Below are 21,647 nucleotides of genomic sequence, written 5' to 3' on the forward strand. Positions count from 1 at the left end.
AAGATCCCACCCCCTTCGGGCTGTCTCTCACCGCCCCCTCGCAGTGGTCGGCAGGTCCGGCACCCATTCTCATGTGCGCCATCGCAGAATGGGCCACAATGCGCGCCAAGCCGGAAATAGCCAGCACCTCACCGGTGGATCGGAGAATCACACCCCGCTCTTTGGTTACGGCCGCGCACTCGCTAGCGTCAGTTAGACATACGAACGGAGGTTCACAATGGCCGAGCGGATACCGATGGTCGACTACCTGGTGCTCGACAATGGTGAACCCCATCTCGTGGCCCATGAATGCCTGGCCTGCGGTGCTCGGTTCTTCGATCGGCGTAATGCCTGCGCGGGCTGTTTCGCTACCGAATTCAAGACAGTGCCGGTGGCGACCGAAGGCACGGTGCGAACGTTCACCATCGTCACCTTTGCCGCACCCGGTGTGCCCGTCCCCTTCGTCGCGTCGGTGATCGACTGCGACGGCACCCAGGTGCGTGCCAACCTCGTCAACGTCAAGCCCGATCCTGAACACGTCCACGACGGTATGAAGGTGCGCCTGTCCACCTACTCGCTCGGCGCCGACGCAGAAGGCACCGAGGCAATCGGGTTCGGCTTCGAGCCTGTCGCCTGACTCCCCCACTACTGAGCCCTGCCAAGGAGATGCGATGAGTGCCAGTGACGAGATCTGGATCCTCGGTATCCGGATGACCAAATTCGGCAAGCATGCCGACAAGGACACTGTTGATCTGGCCGCAGAGGCCGCGACAGCTGCGCTCGCCGACGCCGGACTCACCATGGCTGACATCGGTGTGCTGGCCGCCGGCAACCTGATGAACGCGAGCGCCGGGATCGGCCAGCAGCTGCAGAAGCAGATCGGTCAAACCGGCATCCCGGTGTACAACGTGGCCAACGCATGTGCCACCGGGGCCACCGCGCTGCGGACGGCGATCATGGCGGTCAAGGCCGGCGAGGTGCGTTACGGCATGGCTGTCGGCGTGGAAAAGCTTTCTGGCGCAGGCCTTCTTGGCTCCGGTGGCCGAAAGAAGGATGACGCCGACGTCTGGTCGCCGTCAGGTCGCTTCGGCGCTGTGGCACCGATCGACGGACGTATCGGCACCGAGTCGATGCCCGGCGTGTTCGCCCAGATCGGCACGGAGTATGGCCACAAGTACGGCGGCACCAGCTTCGAACTCTTCGCCAAGATCAGCGAAAAGAACCACGCCCACTCGACATTGAATCCGCTGGCCGCCTACCAGAAGCGGTTCACGCTCGAACAGATCATGAACGACGTGATGATCGCCTACCCCAACACCCGGCCCATGTGCTCGGCGAACTGTGATGGCGCAGCCGCGGCGATCGTGTGTAGCGGCGAAACACTGAAATCCTTGTCGATCGAACAGCGTCGGCGCGCCGTGAAAGTGTCGGCGTCGGTGCTCACCACCGACCCCTACGAACCGGGCTGCCAAGTACTGCCGAACGTCAACACTCTCACGCGCAACGCGGCCGCCACCGCCTACGAGCAGGCCGGTGTGGGACCGAGCGATCTCGACCTGGTGGAACTGCATGACTGCTTCGCGACGGCCGAGTTGGTTCACTACGACAACCTGATGCTGTGCGAACAGGGCGGCGCCGCGGACTTCTTCAACTCCGGCGCCACGTGGCGGGATGGCTCAACCCCGGTCAACGTCTCCGGGGGTCTGGAGTCCAAAGGACACCCGATCGCCGCGACCGGCATCGCCAACATTTGGGAAATCTGTCACCACTTGCGCGGTGAGGCCGGCGACCGGCAGATCGAGAACGCCAAGGTGGGTCTGGCCCACGTCATCGGCCTCGGATCGGCGTGCGGTGTCCACATCTTGGAGAAGTCCGCGGCCTGAGCGGGTACGAATGAGGCATGACATCGGCTAACGAACGCCCCAAGGTCCTCATCATCGGCGGCGGGTTCGGCGGCCTGTTCTGTGCCCGTCGGCTTGGCCGAGTCGACGTCGATGTGACGCTGTTGGATCGCGCGGCGTGCCACGTGTTCCAACCGCTGCTCTATCAGTGCGCCACCGGCACGTTGAGCATCGGTCAGATCAGCCGGTCGTTACGCGAGGAGTTGGAGCACCATCGCAACGTCACCACACTGCTCGGCGAGGCTATCGAGCTCGACGCCGACGCGCGCCGCGTCACCGCCCGTCGTCCTGACGAGACCGTTTTTCAGCTGGACTACGACTACCTGATCATTGCCGCCGGCATGCGCCAGTCCTACTTCGGCAATGAACACTTTGCCGCCTGGGCGCCGGGCATGAAGACGCTCGACGACGCACTCAGTATCCGCCGTCGAGTCTTCGCCGCGTTCGAGATCGCCGAGACCTTGCCGCCCGGTCCCCAGCGGGATCCGTGGCTCACGTTCGCCATCGCCGGCGCGGGTCCCACCGGCGTCGAATTAGCCGGCCAGATCCGGGAACTCGCGACCCGCGCACTAGCCAACGAATTCCACAGCATTCAACCGCAAGACGCACGAGTGCTGCTGTTCGACGGTGGTGATCGCGTGCTCAAAGGCTTTTCGTCAGGCCTCTGCAAAAACGCGTCGCGGGTGCTCGAGGAATTGGGTGTGGAACTGAACCTGGGCGTCCACGTGACCGACGTCCGGCGCGACGGTGTGACCGTGTCTCCCAAGGGTGGTGGGCCCAGTGTGGACTACCCCACCCGTACGGTGCTGTGGACAGCCGGTGTCGAGGCCGTGCCCTTCGCGCGGCACGCCGCCGAGATGCTGGGCGCCAACAGCGACCGGTCCGGGCGCATCTCGGTGGACGCCGACTTGTCGGTGGCCGGGCGCCCCGAGGTGTTCGTCATCGGTGATCTCGCCGGCCGCGACGGCCTACCGGGCGTTGCGGAGAACGCCATGCAGGGCGGCCTACACGTCGCCGCCTGCATCAAGCGTGATCTCGATAGCGCCAACCGTAAGGCCTACCGCTACCGCGATCTCGGGTCGGCGGCGTACATCAGTCGCGGACATGCCCTGCTGCAGGCCGGCCCGATCAAGCTCACCGGCGTTCTTGGTTGGCTGGGTTGGGCTTTCATACATATCGCGTTCCTGACCGGTGTGCGCAACCGCTTCAGCACCGTGGGAACGTGGATCACGACCATTGCGCGGGGCGACCGGGGCGATCGAACGTTCATCCTGGGCGGATCCGGGCATGCTCACGAGCCCTACACGTGGGGATCGCCGCGCCAGCATAGTCAGGTATCAGGCCTTCCTGGCCGGGGCCGACAAGGCAATATCGGCGAGCGCGACGGGTCGCCTGAATAGGTGACCTTGCGCCAGCGCGCGTCCGGCTATGAACACCGTTTCTGCCTGCTCGGAGGTCTCGATTCAAGCCTGCCGCGGCCTACGCCTCTTTCCGCTTTCTTGGCAGCTAGTACTGACCCAGCGGCCGGCAGACGTTGGTTATCGGATTCCAATACTGTCCGGCGTCGCAGTTCAGCGGTACGGGTGAGACGGGTGGCCGGCACACGTTGGCCCCCGGGTCCCACCAGTCGCCGTTCTGGCAGTTCAGCGGCACCGGTGCTACTGGCGGTTGACACACATTGGCGACCGGATCCCACCACTGGCCGTTCTGGCAGTTGAGTGGATCCGCCGAACCGGCTGCGGGGGCCACTAGTGACAGAGCGGCGATCGGGGCGAGCGCGGCCGTCAGGATTGTTGAGCGACGTATGAGCTTCACCATGGTCTCAGCCTGCCCCATTCGAGGCGCTCTCAAACCGCGACATGCAGCCGAAACAACCCGGAGCTACCGTTTGTCAGGACACCGGTGAGAGGAGTGCGATGAGCACGCAAACCCGTGCGACCTACCGCACGATGGTCGAGGGCTCCGCGGAAGACTACGCGCTCATCGATCGGGCCGAGGCGGCTAACAACGCCGGCCTCGTGCCCCGCGTCCTCACACTGGTTGAAGCACTCGCCGACGGGCAACAGGCCTATCCGGTAACTCGGCTGGAGCACTCACTGCAGTCGGCAACCCGTGCCTTCGACGACGGCCGCGCAAGCGAGTACGTCGTTGCGGCGCTCCTGCACGATATCGGTGACACTTACGCGCCCTTCGCGCATGGCGCCTTCGCATCATCGGTTATCGCGCCCTATGTTACGGAACGAATGGCGTGGATCGTCAAGGTGCACCCCGAATTCCAGCAGTACTACTACGCGCCGCACATGGGGGGTGTCCGGACCGCCCGGGACAAGTACCGTGGCCACCCGTGGTTCGATGATGCTGTGGAGTTCTGCGAGAAGTACGACCAGAACTGCTTCGACTCGGGATTCGAGCACCGGCCGCTTGAGTTCTTCGCTCCGATGGTCGAGGAGATCTTCGCCCGCGAACCCTGGGCCTTCGCGCGCTAAGTCCGCCCAATAGTGATGCGCGCGTTGACGTGCCGCATCGAGTGATTCTGCCTCACCATCCAGCGGTGTCGCGCTCGCATACCATCACTAGACAAAGAACGTTCAGTTGCCCGGATCGACGTTGGCGGCCGCCTGCACCACCGTCGCGGAGGGCGCGGGCAGTCCCAGCTTGCTCACCACATAGTCGGCTGCCTGGTCGGCCATGCCGTTGGTCTTGTAGGCGCTGTGGGCGGAGCGGTCCAGGCCACCGGGATAGCAGACCGGGTCGCCGGTGGCGCACAGCTGAATGGTTTTGCCCGCGTACAGGTCTCCGATGGTGATCGGCGGGGCGCTGCGGTCGGCTAGCCCCAGGAACCAGTCGTCGGGAGTGCCGAAAAGGGCGACGGCGGTGACATGCGATGCGACGGACGCAGGCAACGGACCAGAGATGCTGGCGGGCAACGAGATTCCGGCGGGAACTGTGCTCGACGTCGTGTAGCCGGCCACCGCCGCCCCTTGCGAATAGCCGCCCAGCACAATCTTGGTGGACGGGCATTCAGCGGCGACCGACTGAATCTTGTTGGCGGCATCGGCGACACCGTCGACAGCCTGCCCGAAATTCAGTGAGGCCGGGTAGTTCACTCCGTACACATCGACCGTCTTACCCGGCAGCCGGGCGTTCAGAGCGTCGACAAACGACTGCCCGGTTGCACCCAGGCCGGGCGCCTCGAAGGTGCCACGGGCGAAGACCACCTCGACCGCCGCGCACGAGTCGTCGGCGGCGTTGGCGGTTGCGGCGGGGCCCGCGACGATCCCCATCAACGCGAGTGCGGCGAAGCTTGCCGATTGCATGGCCTTCGCGGTGCGGGTCCGTCGTCCTGTGCTCATGCCTGCTATAAGCGCGAAGCCATGACCTGCGATTCCGGCACTGTCAAGTGATCTATCTCACCGGAGAAAAGGTGCCTTGGGGGGATGCTTCGCGCTTCGCGGCACGTTGCCTTTGGCCCTGATCTAGCGGCCAGAGAATTCAATTAGCTCGGTTTAGCAAACTGCCGCATGGGGGTAGTCGGTTTCCATGCAAGCGAAACTCACGAAGCTCACACCAGTTCTGTTCGCAGGTGTTGCTGCCGCTGGAATCGCAGCCGCACCTATGGCTTTCGCCGATCCGGCACCGGGTTGCTACAACCCGGATGGGACGCCGTGCACTCCTTCGGCTGGCCCGCAGGGTGCTGGGGCTGAAATCCCCGGCGGGCCAGGAGCCCAGGCCGGCGCCGACGGCCACGTCTCGGCGGGGATCCCCAACGGCCCGTGGGCGGTTGCTGGTCCTGGCGGCGGAGTTGCCTGTGTTCCGGGCGGTCCGTGCCGGACCATCAACCTTCCGGGATAGTCAACTGCTGGTGGCTGGGCCCGCGGGCACAGCGTTCAGGCGTTGGTTCCGGGCCGATGGCGCCGAGCGGCGCTCGCCTAGGAGGCGTAGGCCCGCAACAACGCCCGGGTGCGGGCCCGACCCTCGGGTGACGGATCGAACGGCGCGGCGACGTATTCGTCGACACCCGCCGCGCGGAGTTCGTCGAGCCGGCCTCGGACGGTGTCTTCGTCACCGATGATGGCGGCGTCTTGTGGACCCTGGTAACCCTCGCGATCCAGCATCGCGCGATAAGAAGGCAGGTTGCCGTACATGGCGAACTGTTCACCCGCCTGCTGACGCGCGGCGTCCACGTCGTCGGTGACGCTGATCGGCAGTGACGCGGCAACGCGCACCGCGTCTTCACGTCCGGCATCGGCGGCGGCCTGCCGCAGCGCCGGGCCGACATGTTCGGCGATTGTCTTGGGCCCGGTCATCCACGTGCAGGTGCCCGCTGTGCGCTTCCCGGCGATCTTGAGCAGCTGCGGACCGAGTGCGGCGATGTAGACCTCGGGCCGGGGTGCACCGGGGATCATGAGCGCGCCGCGGGTGGTCACGGTCTCCCCCTCCGCGGCGGCGGGCTCACCGGCAAGCAGCGGCAACAGCCCGTCCAGGTATTCGTTGAGCCTGCGCACCGGCTTGTCCCATGGGATGCCCCACATCCCTTCGGTGACCGCCTGGTGGGTCATGCCCAGCCCAAGGGTGAAGCGGCCACCCGAGGCGAGGCTCACCGTGAGAGCGCGCTGTGCCATCAGCATCGGATGCTGATTTTGGATCGGCACCACACCGCTGGCGACCTCGATCGTGTCGACCTCGTGCAACGCGATGGCCAGAATCGTGAGAAGGTCGGGCTCGTAAGGCAATTGGCTCATCCACACTCGCGTGAAGCCTTCGTCGCGCAGCATCGCGAGGTTCGCGATCGTCGCGTCGATCGGCGATCCACTGCCTGATCCACTGAGTTGGCCGAACATACTGACCTGCATGTCCCCAGCATGCATCGTGTCGTTTCATTCGTGGTGATTTTCGGCTAGCGCGCTGCTCAGGGGTGCTTCACAGCAGAAGGACAACCTTCGCGTGTTTCCTTGGACCTGCTAACGTGCGCGCCGCCGCCGCACGCCGGGTGAGGGCGCAGGAAGGCCATGACAAGGGCGATGAACATGGGCGACGTGACTCGGCGTCGGTTGTTAGTGCTTGCCGCGACCGTGGTGGCAGGCGCGGCCGTCACCGCTGCTGACTGGATATATGAGCGGCCCGGCAGCCCCGATGCCAGCCCGGCCAGTCCAAATCTATCGGGCGCTTCGCCGGCGTCGACCGCCGCGAAGCCCGCGGCATCAGCGCCGCCCAGACTGCTCCCCCCTCCCGATCCCCGTCACCGGGTGCGCCTACCCGGCGGTGGTGTGTTGAGTCGACTACCCGCGAATGACAACACGATGGCTCTGACCCTCGATGACGGGGTGAACAGTGAAGTAGTGGCTCACTACATCCGCTTCGCCCGCGACACCGGGGTTCGGTTGACGTTCTTTCTCAACGGGGTCAACAGGTCCTGGACCGACAACCGTGACGAATTACGCCCCCTGGTCGACTCGGGGCAGATCCAGCTTGGCAACCACACGTGGTCGCATCCCGACCTCACCACGGTGCCCACGTCGAGAATCCGCGACGAACTCGCCCGCAATGACCGCTTCATGAAGGACACCTACGGTGTCGACGCCGCACCCTACTTCCGGCCGCCCTACGGCAAGCACAATTCAGCGGTCGACGCCGTCGCGCTGGATACTGGCTACACGGTCCCCACGCTCTGGTCCGGTTCGCTGGCCGACTCGACCGTCATCGCCGAGGACTACATCGTCAAGATGGCCAATCAGTACTTCACGCCGCGGTCGATCGTGTTGGGCCATCTCAATCACGTGCCAGTGACCCACGTGTACGGACAGCTCGTCGACATCATCCGCGCGCGGAACATCCGCACTGTCACCCTCAACGACGTGTTCCTGGCACGGGGTTGACCGTCGAGGGGCTGACGGTCGCCGATCCCACGATTAGCGGGTGGACGATCGCCGGCATCCCGCGCCACACCTGGTCCTTGGCCTCAACGGTGAACCCGCAGCCACGCATCAGCTCCAACGTCGGACGGTTGCACACACATCCGCCCGCGAAACCGCGCCACGGCCTCAACAGGCCGTCCTGGCACGCCGACAGGAACCGCGAACTCGCCCGAACGTGCTCGATGAACAGCAGCCGCCCACCCGGGCGAAGGACGCGTGCGATCTCGCGCAGCGCCTGTTCCGGGTTATCGACGGTGCACAGCACGAGCGTCGACACGACGGTGTCCGCCGACGCGTCGGCGAATGGCAGCCTCTCGGCGGGGGCACCGACGACCCGCACCGCCAGGGCTCGCCGACTCGCCTGCCGCACGAGTTTGCGACGCATGTCGGGTTCCGGCTCGGTCAGCACGAGTTCATCGAGACCTTCGGGATAGTGCCCAACGTTCAGCCCGGTGCCGGCCCCGATCTCCACGACGCGACCGGATGCGTCGGCCACGAGGTTCCGCCGGCGCCGTCGCATCCCCATCACCTCGCCCAGCCAGACAAACGGGTCGTACAGCAGGGCCATCATGCGCAACCACACCGAATACGACGCACTCGCCTTCCGGTCGGTGCTTTGGTTAGCCGCGATCTCGGTCATGCCGGCAACCTACGAGCCGCCGGCACATTGGCGCATCCCTGAGTGCGGCCATCTTCACGTGATGGCCCGTTCCGGCTACACCAGGCCTAGACGCGCGGCTTGAGCCACTGCGGCCGTCCGCGAGGTGGCGCCGAGCTTGCGCCGGATGTTCGCGACGTGGCGGTGCACGGTGTGCGGGCTCAGCTGGAGCTGCTCGGCGATCTCGCGGTCACCGAGACCGTGTGCGACGCAGGCGAGAATCTCACGCTCCCGACGCGACAGCAGGGCGGGTTCGGAACGGTGCGTATCGGCGGCGTTCGGCTGATCGTGTGCCAGCCCTTGGCGGCATGCGCGGACCACGGAGTCGACGTCACCGTGCCACGGGAAGTGTGAGTGCCCGGGCAGCGGGATAAAGGTCGCGCCGGGTATCGCGGCCGCGACCTCACGCCCGAGCCGGTAGGGCACGGCCCGGTCGTCGCGGCGATGCACGACCGTCGCCGCCGAGCGGACGATGGGAAGGTGCGCACGGACATCGAGCCGATAGACCATGTCCAGCAACGCGGCGGCGGTCTGCGCCGTCGCCGACTCGCGTTGCAGCCGGGTGAAGCGTTCGTGCTCGGCAGCCTCCGCGTTGCCGAGAAAGATATCGCTGAGCATTCGGGCACCCAGTCCCCAATGTGCGCGAACTGCCGCCACGATCGCCTCTCCCACCCCGGGCGCGGTGAGCACATCGCCATGGGGATACGACCCGTACAGCACCAGGTGCTCGACGCGCTCCGGGAAAGCCGCGGCGAAGGCGACGGCAGTAGAGCTGCCGGATGAGCCGCCGATGAGCGAGACCCGATCGAGCCCGAGTTCGTCGAGGAGTGCGCACAGCGTCGCGACCTCGCCATCCAGGGTGAGATCGGATTCGTCCATCTCGCGATCCGACATCCCCACCCCGAGCCGGTCGTAGCGGATCAGGGTGTAGTTTTCCGCCACGCCCGCCCAGAATCGCCGAACGTCGGGGCTTTGCCAGTCCAATTCAAGATGGCTCACCCACCACGCGGGGGCCACCAACGGCGGGCCGTCGCCGCGCACCTCGTACGCCAGGCGGCGGGCGCCAACGGGCAGGAACCGAATCTCGGACTTGTCGAGCATCGCCTGCGAGCGTACGACTTCCATGCGGGTCAAGCCCTCGAAACTAGGGCCAGAGCTGGGTGCGGTCCCACCGGTTGCCCGCCCGGGTGTAGGCCAGGCGGCGGTGCCGGCGATCTGGCGAGCCCTCCCAGAACTCCACCTCGGCTGGACACACCGCGTACGACATCCATTCGTCCGGGACGTAATCGGGCTCGGCACCGAGGCGGTGGTGTGCCTTGGCGATTTCGGTGTCGAGCTCTCCCGCGTCGGGCATGGGCTGGCTTTGGCGCAGCGTCAAAGCCATCGCCCGCGAACCCAATGGGCGGGCGCGAAAGTCGTCGGCACTCGCCGCCGCCCCATCGCTGACGACCGTCCCGACGACACGGACTTGGCGCACCAACGCCGGCCAATAAAACGTCAGTGCGGCAGCGGGATGGGCGGCGAGGTCCCGACCTTTCTGGCTTACCGAGCTCACCGCGAAATGCCACCCGGCATTGTCGACCGCCTTCAGGATGAGCACCCGAGCGCGCGGCATTCCCTGCGCGTCGACGGTCGAGATCGTCATCGCGTGCGGCTCGGGAACTCCCGCGTTGACTGCCGTTCGCAGCCACGCAACAAACAGCGAAATAGGTTCGGCGGGGGCCTCACCGAGCTCGAACCCTGGCGCTATCCCTGACAGGACCGGCAGTGCTCGCAGATATGCGCGCCCGCCGTCACCGTCAGACCACCGATTGTTGTCCACTCTCAGAACGTAGCGTGTTGCCTGGGCTCTGCGAGGATGATGGTCGTGCAGCCCCTTGGTAGGATGGTGGGCTTGCCGCCAAAGATCCACGGGGGCTGGGCTATTCGAATGTGGTTGCGGGTCTACATAGAGTTAGCTGTTCCGGGGGGATTGCCGACGGTCGTTTCGCATCGAGCGCAGTCCCGTGCGTCAACGAGTAGAAGGGCAAACATTGTGAAAGACCTCATCCACACCTCAGCTGCTGCGGCGCTGCTGGGCGCGGTCGCGCTCGGGGTGGCAAGCCCCGCCAAGGCCGTACCGATCAACGACCCACTGGGCCTCTGCGCCAATCCTGTGGCGGGCAAGTGTGTATGGGGAACCGGCCACCCGCGCAGCAACGTCGATATCGAATTTCCGGCGAATACGCCACTGGAACAGGAAGTAGTGGACTTTGCGACCAAGACCGCCAATGACTACTACGCGACCGAGGCGCCGACGCGTGCGGATCCGAATCCGGCCGGCTCGTCTGAACTGAGGGTCACGGGCACGGCATACACCTCGGGTACGGCGCCGGCCGGCACTGAGACCGTCGTACTCAAGACGGTCCAGAACATCAGCGGCACAGCCCATCCCATGACGTGGTACAAGGCGTTTCCCTACAACAGGGCGACCCAGGCACCCATCACCTTTGACGCACTGTTTGCGCCGGGCGTAAAGCCGCTTGACGTGATCCTGCCGATTGTGAATGAACAGATCAGCACTTCCTCGGGTGAGCCCTTCGCTGCGGATCCTGCGGCCGGACATGACCCGGCCAACTACCAGAATTTCGCGGTCACCGATGATGCGGTCATCTTCTTCTTCGATAAGGATGAGCTGCGGGCCGCCACCAGTGACTTCCAGGTGTCGGTACCTCGTAGCGCGATCGCGCCCATGCTCAGTCCCGGCATCTGAACTGCTGGTTGTCCTTCCTCCCAGGAGTCGGGAGGAGGGACACCCTTGGTTACCGCGGCGGATCGCCCTTCCAGAGAAAGCTGTTGACGTATTTGCCCAGATCCTGGGCGAGTTCGAGATTCGCGCCGGAGGGTACCCCGGGCCCGTCGCCGGGCACGAACTTGTGGTACGGACCGATCGCGGCGCCGACCAGGGCCAGGTCGTTCTTCACCGCGACCATGACGACGATGCGGGTTCGCGACACCGACGTACCGCCCTGCGGGTAGACGTCCAGGACTTGGCCGAAGCCGAGTTGGTAACCCACTGTGGTGTTGGGCAATACATAAGCCACCGTCGCGTCGGGTTGTTTGTCCTTGAGAAGATCGTCCATCACATCTTCGGCCGACCGGCCCTCGGCGGGAACGCTGAAGAGTTCCATCACGCCCCCGTCGCCACCCAGGTACGTCGCGGACACGCCGTCGTCCTCCAGCTTGACGTCGTAGGCGGATCCTGGCGCCGGGTAGGACACCGAGAACTCCCCGTCGGTCGAGACGAAGCGGGGATTGGCCTGCACCGGCACCCCGGCCGGTGGTCGCCCGCAATCCGGCGGACAGCTGTAGCGCTCGGTCGGCCCGACGGCCATCGCCCATGCCGCCGTCGAACCTCCGACCAACACCGCCAGGCTGACGACCACAGTCAGCATCATCCGGGGTAGTGATGTGAACCGTTGCGGCCCAGCCGTATACGAACCCGACTGCACCGAGTAACCGGGGAACAGTTCCGCAGGCTGGGGCACGGCGGGGGCGCTCATTGCTCCACCAATTCGACGTGCGGTTGCGGTCGATCTCGCCGACGGGCGGCGCGTGAGGTCCGCGATGCCGCGTGGCTGGCAATACCGCATGCGGGACAGAACTTGGTGTCGGGCACCACGTGCTGGCACCACACGCACAGGATCGGCAGCTCCGGATAGACGACCGCGTGTTCTTCCCGCAACATCATCAGTTGCAGGCCCACGCGCAATGCGACGACCGCGGCGACCGCGAACACGACGTGCACCAGAAACTGGAGGTACGGCGGTAACTGGTAGGCCTCGGCGAGGCCGACGCAGGCGTAGGCGGCAGCACCGACGACCACACCGAGACCGCCGACTGCTAGCACGCCACGCCGGTCGGGGCCGTCGCGCCTGGCATACCAAAGGCCGGCTCCGACGAGGCCGCTCAGCGATAAGCCGGTCAATGGTTCAGTGATGCCGCGAACCCCAGCCTGCAGCAGCATATCCGGGATGGGCAGGTCGCCCGCCACCGCGGCGTCGCCTAGCTGCGGGATCAGTCTGGCCACGTCCGTCGCGAGGGTGAATGCGGTGGCGCCGACCAAGCCAATTGCGAAGCCGTGCAGCGATTCTCGGACTTGCGTTCTAGCTAGCCGAACGAGTATCGCGGGTAGCTGCAACGCCAGCAGCGCCCCGAACGGAATCACCACCGCGTCGAGTACCAGGCGCGTGGTTGGGATTTGGGTGCCCAGCCCAAGGCTGTATGTCTCCCTCACGATGGCAGCGGTCAAGGTCACCCAGCCCAGCGCGACCGCAATGCCCAGCGCCGCGGTCAAAACCCAGATCCAGGCCGGTAGATCGGCCAGCAGTCGGGATTCGACAAGGTAGATCACGACGAGTATCGGTGGCGCGAAGACCGCAAGGGCCAGCATCGGCACATACCACTGCAGCACGCAGAACGCGATCAACACAGCCACGACGAGGAACAGACTGAGCCGGAACGCACGGCGTGAGCGGAGCGGCAGGTGCGGGAACAACGTACTGACAATGGTGGGCTGCAGAACGTTCTCGCCCGGCGCGGCAGCGTAGGAGGTGACGCGCAGCAGTCCGGGGCGATCGCCGGGAGCCAGGGACAGGCGCGCGCCACAGCGTGCACAGAACCTGCCCGCCGGGACGTCGTGGTGGCACGCTGGGCACGGCATCGTCGCGATGTTAGCTGTGTCGTCATGATGTTCGGTCATCGCGGACCCCGTTGCACGTCAAGGATGTTGTGGGCCAGGTTGTCGACGTCGGGACTGCCTAATCCGGTCACCATGTCGTAGCCGGGCTGGGATACCGCGACGGCGTTGGTGCCCAATGTGATGTCGTGGAACCCTGGGCGGGTCGCGCCAGCCTTGAGGCGGTACAGCATTGGGTTGAACTCACCCAGCGGCCTGCCGCCATTGGCCACGAGGAATTGGTTGATCACCGCGGCAATGCCGGCCCAGATCGGGGCGGCCTGCGAGGTGCCACCGCCCACCACGAACTGCTGGTGCTGCACGATGACCGCGCCGGTCGAGCTGTCGGCCACGGCCGCGACATCGGGAGTCAGCCGGCGCACGGTGTTCGTCGTGCTGGAAATGCTTGCCTGCCAGGGTGGCCGGTCGAAGAGGCTGGATACCCCGCCCCCGCTCCCCTGGGTCAACGGGCCGTCGCTCCATGCCTGCTCGCTCAGCCACCGGTAGTTCTCGTCGGTCGACAGCGTGGTCCCACCCACGTTGGTGACCTCGGGCAAGGAAGCAACGGCATCCAGCCCGACGTCGGCGGGACCTGGCGGTGCCGACCAGTCGTGCCCCCGTTTGCATTCCAGGCCGGCGAGATCTCCACTGGCGTCGAAAACTGTGGTGCCATGAGCGAGCGCGGTGGAGATGGCACCGCGGATCGGGGCTAGGTCGGCGGCGGTGATCATTCGGTCGCATCCCCAGCCGATGGACAAAGTCCATATGGCGCCGGGGTATTGCCGGTCCACCGACTGCATCAGCTCGGCGATCTTGACGTAGGTGCTTCCGCCGGCGACTGTCGACCGCGCGTTGACGAGCACCTTGCGCGCGTCGGGGGCTACCGCGTGGGCGACCTGCAGATCCATCGTGGACTCGCCGGTACGTTGTTCGGGCATCCCACCGACGATCTCCGGGATGAGCTTCGGCAGGGCGTATGTCGTGGTGAACATGTCCAGGTCGGCTTGATCGAATCCGTCGAAGCCGAATACGGCGATGGAGGTGCCCTTGCCGGTATAGCCCGCTTCGGTCAGCGGCCGCACGTTGTAGGTCGTCCGCAACGAGTCCGGTGGCAGGCTGTGGTCGGGTACGTCCAACGGCCGGAACGACGGACTGTTCGAGTGGTACGGCGTGTAGCTGAGGATCCTGCCGAGCCCGGCCACGGTGTCTTTCAACGACGCGGGAACCGCAGGCTGCTGGGGCGAGGCGTAGAACACCTGTCCGGCTCGGCCCCGGTAGTCGTGGACGGCCACCCGCAACGCCGCAGCGACGTGGGCGGGCGGCCCCTGCACCACCGCCCATTGGTCGCCAGTCCGCCATCGAACAGCGAGGCCGTTGGCGGCCGCCCATGCCTCGAGGCGGTCGGGGCGTTCCGGTCTGTTGAGCTCGGCAGTGAGTTCGACCGTCTCGGCCCGCGAGTCGCCAAGATTCGTCGAGATAGCCAAAAGGGTGGCGAACGGACCCGAAATGGGTGGCGGCAGACGCCAACCCGAGTGGGATCGCAGTTGGAGGGCCACCAGGGTCAGCGCTCCGGCGGTGATCAGGGCGAGCGAAATCCGCAGTGGTCGTGTGGTTCGTCCCATCGGTACGTGTGTGCTCCCCTCGGCACATCGCCGGATGCTTCAGTGCGCGAACGAAACTGTAATGGGACGACGTCGGTTTGGTACGACTCCTGGCGGCGCGTCGGCGAATTAGCCGGTCAGGCAGCCGAACTCGTACAGTGCGGCGGGAATCTTGGCGTCAGCGGGCGCAGGGGTGGTCGACGCGTTCGTGCCGCACACCTTCTGCTTGTCCTCGTTCACCCACGCAGGACCTTGCTGCTGGAACACCAGGGTGGCGGGCGCGCCCATGTCCGGATTGGTCGTGCTGGACCACAGGCCGCCGGTTACCGCCCAGCCGTCGGCGCACTTCACGTCATCGATGCGGTAGGTGTTTTCTTGTGCCACGGCCTGCACGGCTTTGGTGGCGGCGTCGGCGAGTCCGGCCTTGGTGCAGTCGGCCGCGGACGTGGTGGTCGAGCTGATGGGTGCGTTCGATGTGGCCGATGCGGTGACGGCGGGTTTGGCAGATGTGCTCGTTGGCGATGGTGAATTCGACGATGAGCATCCTGGCAGGCTCACGGCGGCAATGCCTCCCAGCGCAATGACGATGCCGAGCGTACGGGCGGTACGGTTCACGATCGATCTCCCCTAGATGTCTGCCGACATAGCTGACCGCTAGGGACTATAACCGCCACTGCCCAAGATAATTGGAGCATCGCTCCAATTATCTTGGGCGCCAGGACAGTTTGTCAGGACTGCATCTGGCCGAGCGTCACCTGCACGGTCTGCGACGCCCCCGACGGATCGTTGTAGGTCAGGGTCACGTTGTCTCCGGGCGCCTTTGAACGAATCGCTGCGACAAGCGACTCGGGGCCGTCGATCACGCGGCTGTCGACCTTGGTGATCACCGCACCTTTTGGCAGGCCGGCCGTCGCGGCCGGACTGCCATCCGCGACTCCAGCGATCAGCGCACCGCGGGCGCTGTCGTTCGAACTGAGCTGGACACCCAGCGACGCGTGCTGGACCGTACCTGTGGAGATCAGTTCGTCGGCAATGCGTTTGGCCTGATCCACCGGAATGGCGAAGCCAAGGCCGATCGAGCCGGCTTGAGCCCCCGGCGAACCCTGGCCGCCGCCAAGGGATGCGATCGCCGAGTTCACACCGATCAGGTCACCGTTCATGTCCACCAGCGCCCCGCCGGAGTTACCCGGGTTGATCGCCGCATCGGTCTGGATGGCGCTCATGACCGAATGCTGACCAGTCTGGTCGTCGCCGGTCGCCACCGGACGGTCCAGAGCGCTGATGATCCCGGTGGTGACCGTGCCCTGCAGTCCCAGCGGTGACCCGACGGCGACGACGTTCTGCCCCACCTTCAGGTCGCTGGACGACCCGATGGTGATCGGGGTCAGGCCGGACGCGCCTTGTGCCCGGACCACCGCGATGTCGTCGGCGGGGTCGGTACCCACGACGGTGAACGGCACCGTCCGGCCGTCGGAGAGGGTCACGGTGGCCTCGACACCGCTGCCGCTGGTCCGGCCGAACGGCCGGACACCCGGGCCGCTCTGGTCGTCGCCGCTGGGACCGGCCTGGCCGGCCATCGGGCCCTGGCCACTCGCTGCTTGCGCGGCCGCCGCCACGACATGGTTGTTGGTCAAGATCAGTCCGTCGGAGCTCAGGACGATCCCGGACCCCTCTTCGCTCTGCTGTCCACTGCTGATCTGCAGTTTCACCACGCTAGGCAGCACCTTGGCCGAGACCTGTTCCACCGATCCGGCCGGCGCCTGGGCGGCAGGCTGGTTGGAGACGGACTTCGGGGAGGCGACTCCCGCGGTCGCCTGCGCGGGTGCCGCAACCGTGGCGGCAGGCTGCCCGACATGGTCGACCACGACGACGGCGGCGGCGCCGGCAACCATCGCGACAGCGGCCGTCCCACACACCAACACGCCGGCCCGTGCTTTCGACCGCTGTTTCAGATTTTGCTGTGACGCGGGTCTCACGAATTGACCGCGCATATCGGTGTGCGGCCCGTAAGTGGGCGGGTACATCTGACCTGCATCCGAAGTCTCGTTATGAGGTTGATACCTCTCATGACCCCATTGGTTCGAATTGGTCTGGTTTACAGCATCTTTCGGACGCCATTGCTGATGGTTGTCGTGTGGCGCATTCCCTGACCGGTAGCTCATCGCGTTCGATTTCTCTTTCTCATAACAAATTAATGTATGCGCCAGCTAGCGCCTGAACGCAGTCTGCCTTCGATGACTGAAGCTTTGCTGAGAATTACTTCAACGCAGCCCAAGACTTTTTAGTTGGCCGATATTGGGTGCCGGTAGGCCAGCGTCGGGCAATGCGGCTGTAGCGTTGCGACCGTGAATTCCCCTCGTGTGCCCTCTGCCGTCGCCCTTGCAGCCTGCGCCGCATCGATCGCCCTGACATTGACCGCGTGCGGCTCCGATACCAGCACCCCGTCGGCGAGCAAGACCTCCACCGCCCCTGCGGTCGCGTCCTCGGTCACCCAGGCGGCCGGCCCGGACGCCACGTGCCCGACGACTCCGCCGGCGAATGCAGGCACGCCTGAGTGGACTTTGCCCGGAGCCACCGGCAGCGTTGCCGTTACCGGGTCCACCGACACCGCCGCGCCCGTCGTGAAGGTGACCACACCTTTCACCGTCACCGCGACCCAAGTGCACACGCTTCAGGCCGGTAGCGGACCTGTCGTCGCGCCGACAGCGTCGGTTTCGGTCTGCTACATGGGCGTCAACGGACGTGACGGGAACGTGTTCGACAGCAGCTATCAGCGTGGCGAGCCGGCCGACTTCCCGCTCGACGGTGTTGTGCCAGGCTTCCAAAAGGCCATCGCCGGCCAGACAGTGGGATCGACTGTCGCTGTCGCGATGGTCTCCGCCGATGGCTATCCGGACGGTCAGCCCAGAGCGGGAATCCTCCCCGGCGATACCCTGGTTTTCGCGATCAAGATCCTCAGCGCCTCATAGCCGCCGGCTACGGCAGGCAGGTCGGCTGGAGACCGTTCACCAGCGCGTAGATGTCGTCCTTCTTCTGGTCGGCATAGTCGATGGCGGTCCAGGTCGACGGCTGCGGCCAGGCGTTGGACACCGTGGGCCCGTAGGCCCCGTAGCCGTACCCGGAGCCACCGGAAATCACGAAGAGCGCCCCGACGGCATCCCGCATGTCGTCACTGGCGCGGTGCAGGTCGACCAGTGCCGGCGTCAGCCCCGGGACTATGCCGGGGCCGTTGACGTCCTCCATGTAGTGCACGCCGTGGCTGATCATCGCGAGTTTCACGTTGGTGTCGCGCTGTTGGGCGGCCCCACTCGCGTAGGGCGAGCTGATGACGATCCGCACGCCGCCGATGCCGGCGTTGATGTCGTTATCGAGGCTTTCCCGAACCTGGTCGAGCACGCCGCAGGGCACGCGCACCGGGTCGGCGGCGGCCATTGGCGCGACGACAGGCGTGCCCATCACCGCGGCCGCGAGGGCGCAACTGAGACGCAGTGAGTTGGCTACCTTCGAATGAGTTTGCGTCATCATCCACCTGCGTATCCGGGCAACGTCGTTGATGCCGGTATATAGATGGAATTGACGGTCGTGTTACCGCCGCCCAGAAATTAGCTCCGCAGTTATGTCCAGTCCCAGACGGACATATCGCCCTTCGGGTAGTTCATGCAGACATCGGTGGCTTTGGCCACGACGCCCTTGTTGTTGAAGAACAGCTTGGCCCAGTTGCCCCAGCGGGTCGCGACGAACTCGTAGTAGATGTTGGTCGCGGTGTCCTCGGAGTACTGGCGTCGAGCCACCGGGTCGAGCGAGAAGAACCAGTGAATGCGGTCGAAGGCGAGCTGCTGCACCTCTGGGGGCCGGTTGCTGCGGTCGATCATGTAGCGCTCGAAGTAGACCGGGCTGGTGTCGCGCGCCGCAGCCATGTACTGCTCGGTGTCGCATTGAGTGACGATTATGCGATGCGGGATCGGATAGTCGTCGCTGGCGTCGGCGTTCGCCGGGCCGGCGGAGATGACACCTGCAGCCGCCACTGCGCTCAACGCCATTCCCGCGAGCGTTGCGCGACTCATCAATCCGGTCATCGTTCTCCTGCTCCATCAGTCGGTCGGGTGCTGCCGGCGCGGCGCGAACCCTAAACCATTAAGCGGACTAACTATATAGCGGTCCAGTGCGCAGTATCCACCCTAGGTGCGCGTCGGACGGCGTTTGTGACGCGTGAGACTTCTGCCGTGGCAGGTGTCAGCCGCCATTGGTGACCGGGTTGGACGACAGCGTGATGAAGCCGTCGTTGATCCACACGCCCCAGCGGCCTCCCCACATGTGGGTCCACACGACGGGGCGCCCGGCCCAGACCTCGGCAGGCTTGCTCGGTGCCCAGGCAGGCACCGGCTCGCCGACATTCTGGTCCGGCGGCGGCGGGTCAGCGCTCGCCGGTGCGATTCCGATCGCGAGTCCAACCGCGAGTGCGCCGACGGCAGTCAGCGCGGTTTTGATCAAGGTCATGAGCACGACTCCAGCGTTCAGACGTCATCGAGATACTTAGCAAATATAACCAGCACTGGGTGCGGATAATCCGCTACCCCGGATATCGCGGTTCGCGGCGTTATGGCGTCGGCGCAGGTGTGGCAGTAATCGGGGCCGGCTGTCCAGGGGCGTTGAATTCGTATCCGGGCGGCGGCGGCCCGGTAATCGAGTAGTAGCCCGGCGGCAGAGCGGGAGTTCCAGGTGGCGGCGGTTTACCAGGGCCAGACTCGGACGGGGGCGCCTCAGAGCCGGGCGCGGTATACGACTTGAATCCGGGTGGCAGTGGCGGTGGCGCTCCGGCACCCGCCGGCGGCGCGACGGAGCCGCCGGCGTAGGCCTCGTCTTGGGGTCCGTAATACGGGTCGCGGACCTGATGCCACATATCTTTGAGCGACCCAAGAACGCCGGGGGTGTTCTGCGAGCCGTAGGTCGGGTTGGCGATCTCGGGGACCGACGGCGGCGCGCCGGGCGGCGGTGGTGCGGGCGCGGGTGCGGCTGCGGGGTCGACAGGCGCAGAGACCGGTTGGCCCGGTGGAACCGCTGCCGGGTCGGACGGGACCGGAATCGGCGTCGGTGTCATCGGGTCGGCTGAGGCGGCGGCAACCCCGACGAATGCGGTGCCGACAACTAGGCCTGCGATGACGATCGCCCGGACGAATGGCGCGGTGCGGTGCCCGTCAGTCATGAATCCGACAGTCCTCTCGTTGGCCCTAGGCGTACGGGCATCGTCGCACACATCGCCGATCGCTGTGCCGGGAGAAAACGCCAGTCCCTGGAGCGAAGTCTGTGTACTCCCGACCTATCGCCCGCGCCGCGCTGGCCGTTTCAGGCCTTCCCGGTGCCCAGCGAGTCTCGCCAGGCACCGGGGGTGAGGGATCAGGCGACTCTGTTGGTTTCGGTGCTGCCTTCGGTGCTGCCGTTAGCAGATCCCTTGCGATAACGGGTGACGAAACCGTATGACGTGATCGCTGCGACAACGCCGATCACACCCCACAAGACGATCGGAAACACCAGCGCGCCGAAGATGAAGTCGTAGGTCAGCGCCAGGTAGATCGACCAGATGACCCGGTAGATCGACCAGAACGCCAACAGGCCGGTGCTGATACCAATGGCCAGGCTGTATTGGCGATCGACACGGTCGATCTGCTGCGTGATGGGAGTCGGCACGATCTTCATGGGTTCTTCCTCTCGTTACTCGCCGCCTTCGTGGCGTCGTTGCGAGAAGTAAAGAACCGAAGATCGCCTACCGATCCCAAGTACTCATTCGGTGAAGTCGGCGGTCAACCAGCGATCCGGACGGATGGTGAACAGTACGGTCTCCTGTCCTGCCATGCTCTGCACGAACTGGCGGCCGGCCTCCTCCCCCAGGTAGCGCACGGCGATGGCCTCGCGTACCTCCAGCGGGGTGGGTGCGGTGACCTCGGCCACGGATCCTTCCACCACCACGTACTGGTACGGCGGTTCCTCGTGTTGGACGACGAGCGTCACCACTCCGGCTTGCTCGATCAGTCGGGCCTTGCGTCGCCCCGCTCCGGTGTTGACCCGGACGTTTCCGCCGGGGCTGTAGTCGTACCAGACCGGCACGCTGGCCGGCGGCCGGCCGTCGGTGGCGGCCACGGACAACACCGCGACATGCTTGGCGGCAAGAAAATCCTGCCGCTCGGACTCGGTCATTTCTCTGGGCATGTAGCCGCAAACCTCTCGCTCCGCTGGGCTATTCCTGCCTGGCATCTAGTGCTGCGGCACACCGGTGTATTCAGGGTTCGGCGGTACCGCCAGCGCGATCCCGATCCTGTTGGTTGCGCCGATGAACGCCGCGATCGAAATCGCCTCGAGGATGAGGTGGTCGTCGAGCCCAAGGCGGCGTAAGTTCTCGAAGTCGTGGTCGCGGATCGACTGCGGGTTGTTGTTCACCGCGATGGCCAGATCAGCCAGCCCACGCTCACGGTCGGTCAGTTCGTGCACCTGGTGGTGGTCGATCGCCACCCGCTGGCCGAATGACCAGTCGCCGGCGACCTTGCCCAGCTTGTTCGCGTGGTTGGTGTGGCAGTACGCGCACCGGTTCTCGCCCGAGACAACCGTCGCAATCACTTCACGCTCCCGCGCGGTCAAGCCACCGCGTCCGTCGGTGCCCAGCAGCGGAAGGAGATAGCCGTTGAGCCGGCCCAGATCGTCTTCGTTCAGTGCGAGAGCCCGGAACCAGTTCGAGGTCAATCCCTCTTCGCGTTGCTGGTGGGTGAAGAAGCCCTTCACTGCCTGGTTGCTCAACGCGTCGACCTCGGGGACCTCGAGGCGCGAGATTCGCGTCGGGGCGAGGTTGGTGGCAGGGTCAGCGGTAGTCGTCATGGGGTGACTGTG

25 protein-coding genes are annotated in these 21,647 nt (G+C 65.5%); 7 read left to right on the forward strand and 18 right to left on the reverse strand.

All coding sequences use genetic code 11. The annotated features are described in order from the left end of the window. The first annotated feature begins 217 nt into the window (after nt 1-217). The 3 genes from G6N38_RS25540 to G6N38_RS25550 are packed head-to-tail and all read left to right on the forward strand — an operon-like array spanning nt 218 to nt 3,280. Nucleotides 218-616: a Zn-ribbon domain-containing OB-fold protein gene (locus G6N38_RS25540; RefSeq protein ID WP_163750886.1), complete on the forward strand. Its 399-nt coding sequence runs from the start codon at nt 218-220 to the stop codon at nt 614-616. A gap of 34 nt (nt 617-650) precedes the next feature. Continuing rightward, nucleotides 651-1,862, forward strand: coding sequence for a thiolase family protein (locus G6N38_RS25545; protein WP_163750888.1), 1,212 nt, complete (start codon nt 651-653; stop codon nt 1,860-1,862). 17 nt (nt 1,863-1,879) lie between these two features. After that, complete coding sequence (locus G6N38_RS25550) at nt 1,880-3,280, forward strand: NAD(P)/FAD-dependent oxidoreductase (RefSeq protein WP_163750889.1); 1,401 nt, start codon at nt 1,880-1,882, stop codon at nt 3,278-3,280. Nucleotides 3,281-3,386: 106 nt separating this feature from the next. Here G6N38_RS25550 and G6N38_RS25555 read toward each other — a convergent pair whose 3' ends face one another. Continuing rightward, complete coding sequence (locus tag G6N38_RS25555; protein WP_163750891.1) at nt 3,387-3,698, reverse strand: hypothetical protein; 312 nt, start codon at nt 3,696-3,698, stop codon at nt 3,387-3,389. A gap of 98 nt (nt 3,699-3,796) precedes the next feature. On the opposite strand from G6N38_RS25555, the gene G6N38_RS25560 reads away from it, so the two are divergent. After that, entirely contained in the window at nt 3,797-4,366 is a 570-nt protein-coding gene (locus tag G6N38_RS25560) for an HD domain-containing protein (RefSeq protein WP_163750892.1), read from the forward strand. Between the two features lie 102 nt (nt 4,367-4,468). On the opposite strand, the gene G6N38_RS25565 is transcribed toward G6N38_RS25560, so the two are convergent. Next, entirely contained in the window at nt 4,469-5,233 is a 765-nt protein-coding gene (locus G6N38_RS25565) for a cutinase family protein (RefSeq protein WP_163750894.1), read from the reverse strand. A gap of 576 nt (nt 5,234-5,809) precedes the next feature. Beyond that, a complete protein-coding gene (locus G6N38_RS25570) occupies nt 5,810-6,733 on the reverse strand; it encodes a TIGR03564 family F420-dependent LLM class oxidoreductase (protein WP_163750897.1) in 924 nt (307 codons plus the stop codon). Between the two features lie 174 nt (nt 6,734-6,907). Between G6N38_RS25570 and G6N38_RS25575 the strand changes: the two genes are divergently transcribed. Further along, complete coding sequence (locus G6N38_RS25575; protein WP_407662820.1) at nt 6,908-7,756, forward strand: polysaccharide deacetylase family protein; 849 nt, start codon at nt 6,908-6,910, stop codon at nt 7,754-7,756. Here G6N38_RS25575 and G6N38_RS25580 read toward each other — a convergent pair. The 3 genes from G6N38_RS25580 to G6N38_RS25590 all read right to left on the reverse strand — a co-directional run bounded on the left by G6N38_RS25580 (nt 7,728) and on the right by G6N38_RS25590 (nt 10,275). Then, nucleotides 7,728-8,435, reverse strand: a complete 708-nt coding sequence (locus tag G6N38_RS25580) for a class I SAM-dependent methyltransferase (protein ID WP_163750899.1) — start codon at nt 8,433-8,435, stop codon at nt 7,728-7,730. The two genes, G6N38_RS25575 and G6N38_RS25580, sit on opposite strands and share 29 nt — an antisense overlap. A gap of 75 nt (nt 8,436-8,510) precedes the next feature. Continuing rightward, nucleotides 8,511-9,554 (reverse strand): alpha/beta fold hydrolase, encoded by a 1,044-nt coding sequence (locus tag G6N38_RS25585; RefSeq protein WP_163750901.1) that lies wholly within the window; start codon nt 9,552-9,554, stop codon nt 8,511-8,513. 43 nt (nt 9,555-9,597) lie between these two features. Then, nucleotides 9,598-10,275, reverse strand: coding sequence for a pyridoxine/pyridoxamine 5'-phosphate oxidase (locus tag G6N38_RS25590; RefSeq protein ID WP_179968447.1), 678 nt, complete (start codon nt 10,273-10,275; stop codon nt 9,598-9,600). Between the two features lie 72 nt (nt 10,276-10,347). Between G6N38_RS25590 and G6N38_RS25595 the strand changes: the two genes are divergently transcribed. Continuing rightward, on the forward strand, nt 10,348-11,205 hold the full coding sequence (locus tag G6N38_RS25595) for an RsiV family protein (RefSeq protein WP_220101373.1): 858 nt from the start codon (nt 10,348-10,350) through the stop codon (nt 11,203-11,205). Between the two features lie 49 nt (nt 11,206-11,254). Here G6N38_RS25595 and G6N38_RS25600 read toward each other — a convergent pair whose 3' ends face one another. From G6N38_RS25600 to G6N38_RS25620, 5 genes are all read right to left on the reverse strand, one after another. After that, entirely contained in the window at nt 11,255-11,995 is a 741-nt protein-coding gene (locus tag G6N38_RS25600) for a hypothetical protein (protein WP_163750905.1), read from the reverse strand. After that, nucleotides 11,992-13,155 (reverse strand): zinc ribbon domain-containing protein, encoded by a 1,164-nt coding sequence (locus G6N38_RS25605; protein ID WP_163750907.1) that lies wholly within the window; start codon nt 13,153-13,155, stop codon nt 11,992-11,994. Before G6N38_RS25605 ends, G6N38_RS25600 begins: the two co-directional genes overlap by 4 nt. Nucleotides 13,156-13,190: 35 nt before the next feature. Next, nucleotides 13,191-14,792, reverse strand: coding sequence for a S53 family peptidase (locus G6N38_RS25610; protein ID WP_163750909.1), 1,602 nt, complete (start codon nt 14,790-14,792; stop codon nt 13,191-13,193). A 108-nt stretch (nt 14,793-14,900) separates the two neighbouring features. After that, nucleotides 14,901-15,386, reverse strand: coding sequence for a hypothetical protein (locus G6N38_RS25615; RefSeq protein WP_163750911.1), 486 nt, complete (start codon nt 15,384-15,386; stop codon nt 14,901-14,903). A 113-nt stretch (nt 15,387-15,499) separates the two neighbouring features. After that, nucleotides 15,500-16,762 (reverse strand): S1C family serine protease, encoded by a 1,263-nt coding sequence (locus tag G6N38_RS25620; protein WP_246228102.1) that lies wholly within the window; start codon nt 16,760-16,762, stop codon nt 15,500-15,502. 354 nt (nt 16,763-17,116) lie between these two features. Between G6N38_RS25620 and G6N38_RS25625 the strand changes: the two genes are divergently transcribed. Further along, complete coding sequence (locus tag G6N38_RS25625; RefSeq protein WP_163750915.1) at nt 17,117-17,740, forward strand: FKBP-type peptidyl-prolyl cis-trans isomerase; 624 nt, start codon at nt 17,117-17,119, stop codon at nt 17,738-17,740. Nucleotides 17,741-17,747: 7 nt separating this feature from the next. Here G6N38_RS25625 and G6N38_RS25630 read toward each other — a convergent pair whose 3' ends face one another. The 7 genes from G6N38_RS25630 to G6N38_RS25660 all read right to left on the reverse strand — a co-directional run bounded on the left by G6N38_RS25630 (nt 17,748) and on the right by G6N38_RS25660 (nt 21,635). Further along, nucleotides 17,748-18,296: a hypothetical protein gene (locus G6N38_RS25630; protein WP_163750917.1), complete on the reverse strand. Its 549-nt coding sequence runs from the start codon at nt 18,294-18,296 to the stop codon at nt 17,748-17,750. A gap of 89 nt (nt 18,297-18,385) precedes the next feature. Further along, on the reverse strand, nt 18,386-18,847 hold the full coding sequence (locus G6N38_RS25635) for a DUF5078 domain-containing protein (protein WP_163750919.1): 462 nt from the start codon (nt 18,845-18,847) through the stop codon (nt 18,386-18,388). A 157-nt stretch (nt 18,848-19,004) separates the two neighbouring features. After that, a complete protein-coding gene (locus tag G6N38_RS25640; RefSeq protein ID WP_163750921.1) occupies nt 19,005-19,268 on the reverse strand; it encodes a hypothetical protein in 264 nt (87 codons plus the stop codon). 100 nt (nt 19,269-19,368) lie between these two features. Then, on the reverse strand, nt 19,369-19,974 hold the full coding sequence (locus G6N38_RS25645; protein ID WP_163750923.1) for a hypothetical protein: 606 nt from the start codon (nt 19,972-19,974) through the stop codon (nt 19,369-19,371). Between the two features lie 191 nt (nt 19,975-20,165). Beyond that, entirely contained in the window at nt 20,166-20,465 is a 300-nt protein-coding gene (locus tag G6N38_RS25650; protein ID WP_163750925.1) for a hypothetical protein, read from the reverse strand. 84 nt (nt 20,466-20,549) lie between these two features. After that, nucleotides 20,550-20,975 carry a TIGR03618 family F420-dependent PPOX class oxidoreductase gene (locus G6N38_RS25655; RefSeq protein ID WP_163750927.1) on the reverse strand — a complete coding sequence of 142 codons (426 nt, stop codon included), beginning with the start codon at nt 20,973-20,975 and terminating at the stop codon, nt 20,550-20,552. Between the two features lie 45 nt (nt 20,976-21,020). Beyond that, a complete protein-coding gene (locus G6N38_RS25660; RefSeq protein WP_163750929.1) occupies nt 21,021-21,635 on the reverse strand; it encodes a peroxidase-related enzyme in 615 nt (204 codons plus the stop codon). Between the last annotated feature and the right edge of the window lie 12 nt (nt 21,636-21,647).

This window comes from Mycolicibacterium helvum, from assembly GCF_010731895.1.
Taxonomy (GTDB): Bacteria; Actinomycetota; Actinomycetes; order Mycobacteriales; family Mycobacteriaceae; genus Mycobacterium; species Mycobacterium helvum.